Consider the following 13,498-nt stretch of genomic DNA (forward strand, 5'->3'; position numbering starts at 1 on the left):
AGATGGGTCAGCCCCGATCCTCTACCGATAAGGTTTGCAAACCGGCCGTCCGGGCCTGGGCGACCAGTTCTTCGGTGTCTTCGCCGCCGGGCAGGGCGATCACCACGTCCGGTCGGCTGTCGAGCAACATGAAGTGGTTGCGCAGGCGTTCAGCCGACTTGCCGTGGCGCTGCCAGTTGGGTGGGTAGCGCACGATGTCGGCGCCGTGTTCCCGGGCCCATTCTTCGATATCGCCGCCCAGGTATTGATTGCCGCCATGGATCAGCACACGCACCGGATGCATGCGCTGGAAGGCGTCGAGGACCCGTCGGCACAGACGGCTGTCGGCGTAATGGCGGCCCGCGCAGATCAAGAGGCGCATGACGGGTTTTCCTTGGTCAGGTCGGTGCTCTCGACCGGTTGTTCACCGGCACGCTCCAGCAGCGGATAGCCCAAAGCGGCGATGTGGTGATGCACGCGGCGGTAGTCGCGCAGGACTCGCTGGAAGATGTCACCGGATTCCGCCCAGGTGTTTTTGTCTTCCTGCAACTTGCGAAAATGCTCGCGGCTGGCGTGCGCTTCGAGCCTTCTGACGGTCTCCTTGCGATGGATCAAATGGTGCGCGGTGGGAATGTCTTCGCGCAGGAATACGGTGATCGCCAGGCTCAGGCTTTCCAGCAGCGCGTCGTGCAGCGGCGCGATGTTGCCCAGCTCAAAGGCCGAGAATTGTTCGCCACGGCGCAAGCGGCGCATGGCCAACTGCGTCAGGCTGCTGGAAAGAATGTCCGCGGCATGTTCCAGGTTGATCACGAACAGCAGGATTTCCTGGGAGCGATCGGCATCGCTGTCACTGATGCCTTCCTTGCCGATGTCCGCCAGATAAGCGCGAATGGCCGCGCCCAACAGGTCCAGGGACTGATCGATGCGCCGCACTTCGTCGGCACAGGCCGGCGCCGAGGTGTGGAACAGCTGCACCAGCCGGCCGAGCATCGCCGAGAGCATGTCAGCCATGCGCAGCGCTTCCCGGGCGGCGTTGGACAGGCCGATGTTGGCCACCTCAAGACCCGCTTCGTCGAGGTAGTGCGGCATGCCCGGATCGACATCCCGCTCCGGCGCCGGCAGCAGATGGGTGAGCCATTTGGCGAGCACATCGGTCAGGCCGATGAACACCAGCGCCAGCAGCAGATTGAACCCCGTGTGCAGTGACACCACCAACACCGACGGCTCCAGTTTCAGCTCGGCCAGCAGCCCGGCGAAAGGCAGAACGACCAGGGCACCGACCGCCCGCACCATTAGGTTACCCAGCGGCAAACGTCGGCCGACGCTCGAACCGGCATTGATCACTGAAGGCAGTGCGCCGCCAATGTTCACGCCGAGCACCAGGGCGACGAGGGTGGTGGCCGACAGCAGCCCGGTGGCAGCCAGCGAGACGATCAACAACACCACGGCGACGCTGGAATGGCACAGCCACGTAAGGATCAGCGCCACCAGCAGCGCAATCAGAAGATCGCCGTCCAGGCTTTGCATGATGAGTTGGAAGACCGGCGCGCCCTCGACTTCCGCCAGTGTTGAACCGAGCATGCGCAGGGCCAGCAACATCAGCCCCAGGCCAATCAGCGCACAACCGACGCTTTCATAGCGCGAGTCATCGCGCAGCCGGAACACCATCAGGCCCGCCAGCAACACGATAGGCGTGAGGATTGAAACGTCGACGCTGAGCAGTTGCACCACCAGGGTCGAACCGATATTGGCACCGAGCATCACCGCCAGCGCTGGCGCCAGGCCCAGGGTGCCGGCAGCCGTGAACGACGTCGCCATCAGGCTGACGGCGGTGCTGCTTTGCAGGATGCCGGTGATGCCGATACCCGAAAGCAACGCCATCCAGCGGTTGTTCAAGTTGTGGCCCAGCCACTGGCGCAGCGGCGTGCCGAAGCCGCGCAACAACGCCGAAGAAATCATGTGAGTGCCCCAGAGCAAAAGTGCAATGGCGCCTGCGAGGTTGATCAGTAGAGTGGTTCCCGACATGAGAACGCTCCTTTATTTCCAAGAATGACCCTGTAGGCCTGTAGGAGCTGTGTAGGAGCTGTCGAGTGAAACGAGGCTGCGATCTTTTGACTTTGATTTTTAAAAGCAAGATCAAAAGATCGCAGCCTCGTTTCACTCGACAGCTCCTACACAGCTCCTATACAGCTCGTGCAGGGTTCAGTGCTTCAGAACCACTGTTTGAAGCGGCGGATGTAGATCGTCTTCATGATCTGCGCGAACACGCAGTAGCTGAGCAGGGTGCCTACCAGCCAAGGGAAGTACGCCCATGGCAGTGGTTGCAGGCCGACCAGCGTGCCCAGTGGCGAGAACGGAATGTAGATACCCAGCGCCATCACCAACCCGGTCATCAGAATCACCGGCAACGCCGCCGTGCTCTGGAAGAACGGAATCTTCTGCGTGCGCAACATGTGCACTACCAGCGTCTGCGACAGCAGCCCTTCGATGAACCAGCCAGACTGGAACAGGCCCTGCATTTCCACACTGTTGGCGGCGAACACGTACCACATCAGCGCGAAGGTGGTGATGTCGAAGACGGACGAGGTCGGCCCGATCCACAGCATGAAACGGCCGATGTTCTTGGCGTCCCACTTGCGTGGTTTGCGCAGGAATTCCTTGTCCATCTTGTCCCACGGCAGCGACAGCTGAGAGATGTCGTACATGAGGTTTTGCAGCAGCAGGTGGATCGACAGCATCGGCAGAAACGGAATGAACGCACTGGCCACCAGCACCGAGAACACGTTGCCGAAGTTGGAGCTGGCAGTCATGTTCAGGTACTTCATGATATTGCCGAAGGTTTCGCGGCCCTTGAGCACGCCTTCCTCCAGCACCATCAGGCTCTTCTCCAACAGGATGATGTCGGCCGATTCCTTGGCGATGTCGGTGCCGCTGTCCACCGAAATGCCGACATCGGCATCGCGCAGGGCAGGGGCGTCGTTGATGCCGTCGCCGAGGAAGCCCACGGTATGACCGTTGGCCTGCAGCGCCTTGAGCACCCGGGATTTTTGCAGCGGCGTCAGCTTGGCGAACACCGTGCGTTCTTCGACCCGCAGCTTGAGGGTGGTGTCGTCCATGTTCTCGATGTCCGGCCCGAGCAGCGGCGTGCCAGGCTCCAGCCCGACCTCGCGGCAGATCTTGCAGGTGACCACGGCGTTGTCACCGGTCAGCACCTTGACGGTCACGCCCATGTCGCGCAGCGCTGCAATCGCCGGGCCCGCAGTTTCCTTCGGTGGATCGAGAAAGGTCAGGAAGCCGCGAATCACCAGCTCGCGTTCATCTGCAGTGGTGTACTGGTTTTTGCTCTGCGCTTTCGGGATCTCGCGGGTGGCGACCAGCAGCACCCGGAAACCGTCCTCGTTGTACTCGTTGGCCAGGGCCAGCAGGTCTTTGCGGCGCTGTTCGTCGAGCGCCACGACCGTGCCGTTCTCATGAATGTGGCTGGCGATGGTCAGCATTTCCTCGACCGCGCCTTTGCACACCATCAGGTGATCGTCGCGGCTGTCCTTGACGATGATCGACAGGCGCCGACGGACGAAGTCGAACGGCAACTCGTCAACCTTGCTGTAGGCGAACGGAACCCGGAACTTCGGATTGGCGTTGGCGAACTGCACGACCGCCTGGTCCATCAGGTTTTTCAGCCCGCTCTGGTGATGGCTGTTGAGCCACGCCAGTTCGAGGATCTTGTCGTCGCGCTGGCCGTGGCTGTCGACGTGGTGCTCAAGAATGATCTTGTCCTGGGTCAGGGTGCCGGTCTTGTCGGTGCACAGCACGTCCATCGAACCGAAGTTCTGGATCGCGTTGAGGCGCTTGACCACCACTTTGCGCTTGGCCATGGCCATCGCGCCTTTGGCCAGGTTGGCGCTGACAATCATCGGCAGCATTTCCGGGGTCAGGCCGACCGCGACCGCCAGGGCAAAGAGGAATGCGTCGCTCCAGTCGCCCTTGGAGAAACCGTTAAGCAGGAACACGATCGGCACCATGACCAGCATGAAGCGGATCAACAGCCAGCTGACGCTGTTCACCCCTCGGTCGAAGGCCGTTTGCACCCGCGAACCGACGATGGCTTTGGCCAGCGAACCGAAATAGGTGCGCGGCCCGGTCGCGACCACCACCGCTTTGGCGGTGCCGCTGACCACGTTGGTGCCCATGAAGCAGATGTTCGGCAGGTCCAGCAGGTTGGATTGATCGGCGGCGCTGTGGCTCGCCGACTTCTGCGCGACGTCGCCCAGGGTGTCGTACTTCTCGACCGGCAAGGCTTCGCCGGTCAGCACTGCCTGGCTGATGAACAGGTCGCGGGATTCGATCAGGCGAATGTCCGCCGGGATCATGTCGCCGGCGCTGAGCTGGACGATATCGCCGGCCACCAGTTCGCGCATCGGCACTTCGCGCAGCACCGGGCGGTTGCCGTTTTGTCCGCGCCGCAGCACGGTCGCCGTGGTGCGCACCATGGCTTTGAGGGCTTCGGCGGATTTCGCCGAGCGGTATTCCTGCCAGAACCGCAGCAGGCTGCTCAGGGTGACCATGGTCATGATAATGATGACCTTGGTCAGGTCCGCCTCGTCGCCTTCACCCTGGCTGATCGGCAGCCAGTAATCGGTGAAGAAACTGATGCCGGCCAGGGTCAGCAGGACATAGATGAAGGGATTGTTCAGGGCTTTGAGCAACTGGACGATGGCGTGAGGCGGCTTGTCGTGGGCGACTTCGTTGAAGCCTGCGCGGGCCAGCCGGCCTTCGGCTTCGAGTTCGGTCAAACCGTCAGGGGTGGCGTTGAGATTGGCGAGGGTCACGGCCAGGCCGTTTTGCGCTTCCCGGGCGGCGCGCATCGACAGTTTGGCGTTGTCGTTGCTGGCGCCTTTGGCGCGAGTTTTCGGCGTTTTTACAGTCGTCATGGTGTGTGCTCCTGCCGCCGTCTTGCGGCACGACACACTGTCCACTCATCTATTCATAGGCGAGCGAATGTATGTCGAGTCGCAAACAGGCGATCAATTTCGGAAGTGTTGTTTTCTTGTGTTTTAACGTTCGCTGCGTCTCAACGGAAAGTTGAGGCGCAGCGAACCGTCTACTGGCTTCGTCCATAACTAACTCCAATGACTTTGTGTTTTAACAGGCAATAAGAAGTTGCCGGATTCCTTATTAAGGAAGCCGTTGGTGGAAGGACTTTGAAGTGCCTTCAGGTTAACTGAAAGTGCTGGCCCCGAGGGTCAGACCGAGCATTCGCGCGATGCGCCGACTCGGTGGTTCCTGGCTGTCGTCGAAGCTCCAGCGTTGCTGAAGCCGACCCGTCATCGGGCAGACGCGCCAGTTGGCACGAGGGTGTGCCTTGGCAGGGGAAGCAGTGGAAAACGGGGCGCTGACCCGAGTCGCCAGCAGACGCTCACGGCACAGCTTGACCCGCATGGTCGATGCAAAGGCGCGTACGCCCGGCATTACGGTGGTTTTGAAGTTCATAACATGCCTCTGGACCGGACGGACGCCGGTGAGGCAAGTTACGGTGGAGCATCAAGCTCTAGCGCAGCTCACCCGACCGAAAAGTCGAGTCCCGTCATTTACTGGGTTATGTGCCAGGTTCCGCGAATTCGCAGTGACCCGACAGCGACTAGATACTGTGTCCATTGGATTCTTTTGTGAGTTGAAAAAAGGCCTTCGTCGAAGGCCCGGGCAATTTACTCAGGGAGGTAAGTGAAGTCAACCTTCAATGCCCGCTAAATGCCGAGTTAAATGGAAAAACATCGAATCTTCATATTGAAGTTGGAACCGGTTCAGCTAAATGACAGTTAGTTGCCTGCCCTGTGATTATCGGGGGAAGCGATTACGATAATCCCTCGGCGAAATCCCAAGGTTGCGCTGAAAGGTAAAGCGCATGCGTTCTTCATCACCAAACCCGCATTGCCGGGCGATTTGATCAATGTTGCGCTCGGACTCTTCCAGCAGGCGTCGGGCAGCTTCCAGTCGCAGCACTTCCACGGATTTGGCCGGGGTGCGGCCGGTCTTGAGTTTGTAGACCCGGGCAAAGTTGCGCGGGCTCATTTGCACCTTGTCGGCCAGCGCTTCGACAGTCAGCTTTTCGCTGCTCAGGTTCTGCGCGATCCACAGGTGCAAATCGTCGAAGGCCGCACCGTCTTCGGTCTGCGATTGCAGCAATTGGCTGTACTGGGCCTGCCCGCCGGGGCGCTTGAGAAACACCACCAGTTCCCGGGCAACCTCCAGCGCCACGTCCCGGCCGCAGTCGGCTTCCACCAGTGCCAGCGCCAGGTCGATCCCGGCGCTGACACCCGCCGACGTCCACACCGAACCTTGCTGGATGAAGATCGCATCGCTGTCGACTTCAATCGACGGGAAGCCCCGCTTGAGCATGTCGCACATCGCCCAGTGGGTCGCCGCGCGACGGCCGTCGAGCAAACCGGCTTGCGCCAGCAGGAAAGCGCCGCTGCACACGGAAGCGGTGCGCCTGACGTTGACCGCTGCCGATTTCAGCCAGGCAACCAACGCCTGGGAATTGTCCATCGCATGACGAATATCCGGCGCGCCGGGGACGATCAGGGTATCAATCGAATGTGGGTCGAGGTCACTCAATCGCAAGGTCTCTACCGCCAGGCCTTCCGCTGTCTGAATCAACCCACCGGTGAGGCTCGCGGTGTGCCGGATGTAACTCGGCAAACTGCGCTCGGCCAAGGCCTTGGAGGCGGCCCAGAACACGGTTTGCGCCCCGGTCAGATCCAGCAGGCCCATCTGCGGGAACGCGACGAAGACGATAGCGCGCGGCTGATCGGGGTGAGGTGTCCGGGTTATTTCGTTCATGGTCTTGGCTGTCAGCGACTCCGATTCAAACGGCCGGATTTCCGGGGTTTATGTCATTGCGGCCGGCAGAGATCAACCGCCACACGACGAAATGGCTGCCGGCCCCATGAATCCCCGCCAGCCAAACACATTACCAGGGAGATGACACTCATCTGTGAGAGTGAGCCACTCGTGACAATCCAGAACAATTGTATTGCCCATCCCTGTCTGTTTCCCCACAAGCAGGCTGCGTACCGTGGGTCCACTGCAACCTCACAAGGACCCGCTCATGCTGACCCGATTGGTACTGCCGTTTGCCCTGTTGTTCACCCTCAATGCCGCCCAAGCAGCGGACAGCGAAAAATGGTATCCCTCGAAATATGGCGCCAACGATGAAATCGGCGCGCTGAATCTGCTGAACGCCGAGTCAGTGATCAACGCCTCGAAACTGATCAAGACCGGCAAAACCTACCCGCTGGCCGTGCCCATCGACAAAACCCTGCCAGCGTTCCGTCACCGCAGCTTTCACCTGACCAACATCCAGCCAGGCGAGGCGGGCGGCACCACCATGGGACCGAACAAATTCACCTTCAACGATGAACTGGTGGTCGGCTGGACCGGTGTCGGCACCCAACTCAACGGCATCGGCCACATTGGCATCGACAACGTCTACTACAACGGCAACCGCGCCGCCGACTTCGTCACCGTCGAAGGCGTGAAGAAACTCGGCATCGAGAAAGTCCCGCCCATCGTCACCCGTGGCGTGGTGCTGGACATGACCGCGGTCTACGGCAGCGCCATCGTGCCGGAGAAAACCGAGTTCAGCGTCGCCGACATCCAGAAGGCCTTGGACCTGCAAGGCATCAGCATTCAGAAGGGCGACGTGGTGCTGTTCAACACAGGTTGGCTGGAACTGCTGGGCAAGGACAACGAGAAATTCCTCGCCGTGGAACCGGGCATCGGCATGGCCGCGGCCAAATGGTTGGCGGACAAACAGATCGTCGCGTTCGGCGGCGACACCTGGGCTTCGGAAATCTACCCGGCGAAAGACGGCCAGGAGTTCCCGGTCAACCAATTCATGCTGGCCAAGAACGGCATCTACAACCTTGAGCTGATCGACAGCCGTGCGCTGGTGAAAGACAAGGCCTGGGAGTTCATGTTTGTTCTAGGACAGCCGCTGTACAAGGGCTCGACCCAGGTCAATATCAACCCGGTTGCGATTCACTGACATCAATTGCTCACCCATGACCGGTCGGGGGATGACAAACACTCATCCCCCGGCCCGTTGTTGTCATTTGTTGCCCATCACCCCGGCCAATAGAGTGAAGCGTGCGCCTTGGGCGTACCCCTTCAATTCGAGTGATCGCCTGCCGAACGCGGGCGAGGGAGTTTTTGATGTCTGCTATTTTGGGCCAGCAGTTTATCGACGGGCAGCGCAGCGCCCTGGGTCGCGAGACGTTGCAAAGTTTCGACGCCAGCACCGGGCAGCCGCTGCCTTACGTTTTTCATCAGGCCAATGATCAGGAAGTCGCGTTGGCAGTGAAGGCCGCCACGCGAGCCTTTGCGCCGTTTCGGCAACTGTCGCCGCTGCGACGCGCGGAATTTCTAACCGCCATCGCTGATGAAATCGATGCACTGGGCGACGATTTCATCGCGCTGGTGTACCAGGAAACCGCGTTGCCCGAGGGGCGGATTCGCGGTGAGCGCAGTCGCACCACGGGGCAGTTACGCTTGTTTGCCCAGGTGCTGAGGCGCGGTGATTTTCTCGGTGCGCGGATCGATCAGGCACTGCCTGAACGCACGCCGCTGCCGCGACAGGACATCCGTCAGTACCGCATCGGCGTCGGCCCGGTCGCCGTGTTTGGCGCGAGCAATTTCCCCCTGGCGTTTTCCACCGCTGGTGGCGATACCGCCTCGGCGCTGGCCGCCGGTTGCCCGGTGGTGTTCAAGGCCCACAGCGGACACATGGCGACGGCGGATCGTGTGGCCAACGCCATCGTGCGTGCGGCACAGCGTACCGGCATGCCTTCGGGCGTGTTCAACATGATTTACGGCGCGGGTGTCGGCCAGACCTTGGTCAAGGCCGAGGGCATCAAGGCCGTCGGTTTCACCGGTTCATTAAAGGGCGGTCGGGCGCTGTCCGATCTGGCCGCCGCACGGCCGCAACCGATCCCGGTGTTCGCCGAGATGTCGAGCATCAACCCGGTGATCCTGCTGCCCGAAGCGCTGAACACCCGTGGCGGCAAAGTCGCCGAAGAACTGACCGCGTCGATCAACCTCGGCTGCGGCCAGTTCTGCACCAGCCCCGGCCTGATCATCGGCCTGCGCTCGCCGCAGTTCAGCGAGTTCCTCGAAGTCTTCGCGCAGAACATGGGCGGCCAACCGGCCCAGACCATGCTCAACGCCGGCGCGCTGAAAAGTTATCGTGCAGGCCTGCAACACAATGCGGCCCACGACCGGGTCGATCACCTGGCGGGTCAGCCACAAGGTGAATCCAAGGCACAACCGCAACTGTTCAAGGCCGATGTACAACTGTTGCTCGACGGCGATCCGCTGTTGCAGGAAGAAATTTTCGGCCCGGCCACGGTGGTGGTGGAGGTTGCCGACCCGCAACAACTGCGCGCCGTACTCGACAGTTTGCACGGTCAACTGACGGCCACGCTGATTGCCGAACCGGCGGACCTGGACCGCTTCAGCGACCTGTTGCCGCTGCTCGAAGACAAGGTTGGACGCTTGCTGCTCAACGGCTACCCGACCGGCGTCGAAGTCAGCGATGCGATGGTGCATGGCGGACCGTATCCGGCCACTTCGGATGCGCGCGGCACCTCGGTTGGCACCTTGGCCATTGATCGCTTCCTGCGGCCGGTCTGCTACCAGAACTATCCTGATGAGTACCTGCCCCAGGCGCTGCAAAACGCTAACCCGCTGGGCCTCAATCGACTGGTCGACGGCCAGTGGAGCAGGGCGGCCCTGAGCTGAACATCTTCCCACGTCGGCAGATGCTGGCGTGGGCCTTGACGGAATTGTCCATTGAATCGAGCACACACCGACATGGTTCCTTCCCTTGGCAGCATTGCTTCTCGCCTTCGACTCAAACAACTGCGGTTGCTGATCGCGCTGGACGATCGCGGCTCGTTGCACAAGGCCGCCGAGCAGATCTCGATTTCCCAGTCCGGCGCCACCAAGGCGTTGCATGAAGTCGAGTCGTTGCTCGGCATGCCGCTGTTCGAACGCCAGCCCAAAGGGTTGGTCGCCAATGAAATGGGCCGTTGCATGATTCGTTATGCGCGGCTGATCTACAGCGATGTCGAGCACCTGCGCGAGGAAATGCTCAGCATCATGCAGGGCCAGGGCGGGCGGCTGTCGGTAGGCGTGATCATGGGCGCGGTGCCGTTGCTGACCCGGGCGCTGACCGAATTACGGCTAAAGCAACCGGAGCTGTCCGTCGAACTGGTGGAAAACACCAGCGCCACGTTGCTCGGGTTGCTGGACCAGGGGCGGCTGGACCTGGCGATCTGTCGCACCAGCGTCGGCCAGCGTTCGGACGCCTACGACTGCATCGAACTCAGCGAAGAGCCCTTGGCGGTGGTCGCCAGCAAGGACCATCCTTTGGCCCGTGCCGAGTCGTTGCAGTTGTCGCAGTTGAGCGATTACCGCTGGGTGGTCTACCCCAAGGACATGCCGATGCGTCAGGCCCTGGAGCGTGAGTTGAATGAGGCGGGGCTGGAGATTCCGCGGTATCCGCTGGAAACCTCGTCGACCTTTGCCACCATTCTGTTGGTGCAGCAAGACCCGACCTTGCTGGCGGTGATCCCGGTGGAAGTCGCCGAGTTCTGCGAGCAACACGATTTGCTGGTGAAACTGCCGGTGTCCATGCGCGCGCTGATCGAGCCTTATGGCGTGATCAGTCGGGCCGGCGCCGACCTGTCCCCGGCGGCGACCCTGCTGATCAACGAGCTGAAGCAAGACCTGATTACTTGATCACAATCGGATTCACCGGCGCACCGGTCCCGCCGACAATCTTCAGCGGCGCGGCGGTGTAGAGGAACTGCCACTGGCCGTCTTCGGCGCAATCGCGGGCCAGATCATCGAGTAGGGCCACTTCGGTAAAGGTCACGCCCAGGTTGCGCATCAGGGCATTGTGCAGCGGGATCAGCACGCCCGTGGTCGGGTCGACCGCCACTTCGTTGGCCATGGTGTCGGTGACCAGATTGGGGATTTCCATCTGGTGAAACCATTCCACCAGCTCGCGGCTGAAGGTCAGGCCCGGTTCGGCGAAATCCTTGTAGAACTCTTCCGATTCACGCTCGTAGAACGAGCCGATCCAGCCGGTGCGGATGATCAGGATGTCGCGCTTCTGGATCTCGATGCCTTGTGCTTTGGCGGCGGCCTGCAGGTCGAGGTGGTTAAAGGTCTCACCCTTGTCCAGTACCGCTTTGCCGCGATGACGCGCCATGTCGATCAGCACCGCGCGGCCGACAATCCCGCGCTCGGCAATCGGCAGAATGCTGGCCTTGTCCATGCTGCCGATGGTGCTCATGGCGTCGTAGCCGTTCCACAGTTTGTTGTCGTGCCAGACGTGGCCCAGCGCATCGTATTGGGTCGAGCCTTGCAGGTGCATGAAGATCACGTCATCGGCGTATTCCACGTGGCCGTCGAAGTGAGTCTTGCCCGCCAGGAAGTGGCCCTTATCCAGCACGTTGACGCGCATCGACGGACGTCGGCCGGGCCACAACGGTTCGCCCTTGGGGTGGCCGATCTGCACTTGCAGGGTGAAGGTCTTGCCTTGGCGGACCGAGGCGATACCGCGCAGGATCTCTGCACTTTGCAGGTAATTCAGGGCGCCGACTTCATCGTCCGGCCCCCATTTTCCCCAGTTGGTGGGCAGGCCTTCGAGCAAGGTCTTGATGTCGGGAGAACGGTCGGCGGCGGTGTTATCGGGGTTGTGGTCGCACATGAGGGGTTCCTAGGATCTATCAGGCGTCCCCGGCCCTGTAGGAGCGAGGCTTGCCCGCGAAGACGGAGTGTCAGTCGACATCATCGTGATTGACACACCGCCTTCGCGGGCAAGCCTCGCTCCTACAGGATCGGTGGCGGTCAGGGGTTATTTGATCGGGGAGAAATCAGCGGCAATCAGCAGTTTCGATTCCATTTTCTCCAGCATCGGGAACGCCTTCGGCACAAAGCCTTCTAGCCAGTCCGGATCCTGATACAGCGCCGCACGTTTCTTGATCCGCTCATCGAGGCTCTCGTAGGCCCAGATGTGGATCACCTGATTCAGCTCGCCGATTTCGGTGTACCACCAGCCCACCAGCGTGGTGTAGCGGGAGATCACCGGCAGCCCGGCCTCTTCGAAGTGCTTGAGGTAGGTCTGCATTTTTCCGATTTGAATCGTGTAGGTGCGCATTTCGTAAAACATGGGAGTCGTCTCTCAGGAGTGAATGCCGTGCCAGGCGTTGCTGATGATTCGTTCGATGTCGGCGGCGGTGGTCAGGCGTGGGTTGACCAGCACGTTGCCGCTGCGCATCGAGTCGCTGACCATTTGCGGCATGTAATCCAGGTCCACACCCAGGTCCTTGATGGTGTCGGGAATGCCGATGGCCTTGTTCAGCGCCACCACGTGCTCCATCACTTTGTGCCCGGCGCGGGCAGGGCTCAGGCCGTCGACGTCTTCGCCCATGGCAATGGCGATCTCGCGGAACAGCTCCGGGCAGGCGGCCAGGTTGTATTCGATGACGTAGGGCAGCAGCGTGGCGTTGGCGATGCCATGGGGAATGTTGAAGACGCCGCCGAAGGTGTGGGAGATCGCATGCACATTGCCCAGTTTCGATTGGGCGAACGCGACCCCGGCGAGGAACGAACCGAGCAGCATCTGTTCACGTGCGTGCAGGTCGGAGCCCGTGAAAAAGGCTTTCGGCAGGTGCGTGCAAATCATCTTGATCGCTTGCAGCGCCAGGGCCTGGCTGACCGGGTTGGCCTGCTTCGATACATAGGATTCGATGGCGTGGGTCAAGGCGTCCATGCCTGTGGCGGCGGTGATCGACGGCGGCAGCTTGAGCGTCAGTTCGGCATCGAGAATCGCCAGTGTCGGAAACAGCGCCGGGCTGATGATCACGGTTTTGAACAGGGTCTTGGTGTTGGTGAATACGGTGGAGGCGGTGCATTCACTGCCGGTGCCGGAGGTGGTCGGGATCGCGAAGACCGGCAGGGGCGGGTGCAGCAGCTTGTCATAGCCCTCGTAGTCGAGGATGTTGCCGGGGTTGGTGGCCATGGCTGCCACACCTTTGGCGGTGTCGATGCTGCTGCCGCCACCGACGCCGATCACCGAGTCGCAGTCGTGGTTTTTCAGGAAGGCCACGGCGCGTTCCAGCACGTCTGTGGTGGGGTTGGGCTCGACGCCGGAAAACACTTCATAGCCGATGTCACTCTCGGCCAACGAAGCGAAAAAACCTTCCATCACGCCCGACGCCATCAGCCCTGCATCGGTGACCACCAGCAGTTTTTTCCGAACATGGGGCTTGAGCAATGCGCCGGCCTGACGCACCAGGCCGTTGCCGCTCTTCAAGGTGGTGGGGAAATAAAACTGGAACGGGTTCATGGGTTTCTCCGGTTCTTATTGGTCCGCAGACAGTAATAAGCGTGGGAGGCGGCCGATAATGAAAAGGTCTGATCCGCCGATCACCCTTTGTCATCCCCCGGT

The 13,498-nt window shown here is 61.0% G+C and carries 11 protein-coding genes; 3 read left to right on the forward strand and 8 right to left on the reverse strand.

Annotated features, from left to right (window positions below; all coding sequences use genetic code 11):
• Nucleotides 1–7: 7 nt before the first annotated feature.
• From ACA049_RS13220 to ACA049_RS13240, 5 genes are all read right to left on the reverse strand, one after another.
• Nucleotides 8–361, reverse strand: a complete 354-nt coding sequence (locus ACA049_RS13220; protein ID WP_497336079.1) for a DUF2493 domain-containing protein — start codon at nucleotides 359–361, stop codon at nucleotides 8–10.
• On the reverse strand, nucleotides 349–2,004 hold the full coding sequence (locus ACA049_RS13225; RefSeq protein ID WP_497336081.1) for a Na/Pi cotransporter family protein: 1,656 nt from the start codon (nucleotides 2,002–2,004) through the stop codon (nucleotides 349–351). The genes ACA049_RS13220 and ACA049_RS13225 overlap by 13 nt, the downstream gene beginning before the upstream one ends.
• Before the next feature lie 185 nt (nucleotides 2,005–2,189).
• A complete protein-coding gene (gene mgtA, locus ACA049_RS13230; RefSeq protein WP_497336083.1) occupies nucleotides 2,190–4,910 on the reverse strand; it encodes a magnesium-translocating P-type ATPase in 2,721 nt (906 codons plus the stop codon).
• 286 nt (nucleotides 4,911–5,196) lie between these two features.
• A complete protein-coding gene (locus tag ACA049_RS13235) occupies nucleotides 5,197–5,469 on the reverse strand; it encodes a hypothetical protein (RefSeq protein ID WP_497336085.1) in 273 nt (90 codons plus the stop codon).
• Nucleotides 5,470–5,814: 345 nt separating this feature from the next.
• Nucleotides 5,815–6,819 carry a GlxA family transcriptional regulator gene (locus ACA049_RS13240; protein ID WP_497336087.1) on the reverse strand — a complete coding sequence of 335 codons (1,005 nt, stop codon included), beginning with the start codon at nucleotides 6,817–6,819 and terminating at the stop codon, nucleotides 5,815–5,817.
• A 268-nt stretch (nucleotides 6,820–7,087) separates the two neighbouring features.
• Between ACA049_RS13240 and ACA049_RS13245 the strand changes: the two genes are divergently transcribed.
• From ACA049_RS13245 to ACA049_RS13255, 3 genes are all read left to right on the forward strand, one after another.
• Nucleotides 7,088–8,026, forward strand: coding sequence for a cyclase family protein (locus ACA049_RS13245; RefSeq protein WP_497336089.1), 939 nt, complete (start codon nucleotides 7,088–7,090; stop codon nucleotides 8,024–8,026).
• Nucleotides 8,027–8,193: 167 nt separating this feature from the next.
• Nucleotides 8,194–9,777, forward strand: coding sequence for an aldehyde dehydrogenase (NADP(+)) (locus tag ACA049_RS13250; protein ID WP_497336091.1), 1,584 nt, complete (start codon nucleotides 8,194–8,196; stop codon nucleotides 9,775–9,777).
• A 72-nt stretch (nucleotides 9,778–9,849) separates the two neighbouring features.
• The gene (locus tag ACA049_RS13255) at nucleotides 9,850–10,779 is read left to right on the forward strand and encodes a LysR family transcriptional regulator (RefSeq protein ID WP_497336093.1); all 930 of its coding nucleotides are present in this window, start codon (nucleotides 9,850–9,852) and stop codon (nucleotides 10,777–10,779) included.
• Here the strand turns inward: ACA049_RS13255 and ACA049_RS13260 are convergent.
• The 3 genes from ACA049_RS13260 to ACA049_RS13270 form a co-directional block, all read right to left on the reverse strand.
• Nucleotides 10,772–11,755 (reverse strand): cyclase family protein, encoded by a 984-nt coding sequence (locus ACA049_RS13260; protein WP_497336095.1) that lies wholly within the window; start codon nucleotides 11,753–11,755, stop codon nucleotides 10,772–10,774. The two genes, ACA049_RS13255 and ACA049_RS13260, sit on opposite strands and share 8 nt — an antisense overlap.
• Nucleotides 11,756–11,902: 147 nt before the next feature.
• Nucleotides 11,903–12,217, reverse strand: coding sequence for an NIPSNAP family protein (locus ACA049_RS13265; RefSeq protein ID WP_497336097.1), 315 nt, complete (start codon nucleotides 12,215–12,217; stop codon nucleotides 11,903–11,905).
• A gap of 12 nt (nucleotides 12,218–12,229) precedes the next feature.
• Nucleotides 12,230–13,396 carry an iron-containing alcohol dehydrogenase gene (locus ACA049_RS13270; RefSeq protein ID WP_497336099.1) on the reverse strand — a complete coding sequence of 389 codons (1,167 nt, stop codon included), beginning with the start codon at nucleotides 13,394–13,396 and terminating at the stop codon, nucleotides 12,230–12,232.
• Nucleotides 13,397–13,498: the final 102 nt, after the last annotated feature.

It is taken from the genome of Pseudomonas sp. LBUM1662, assembly GCF_059695915.1.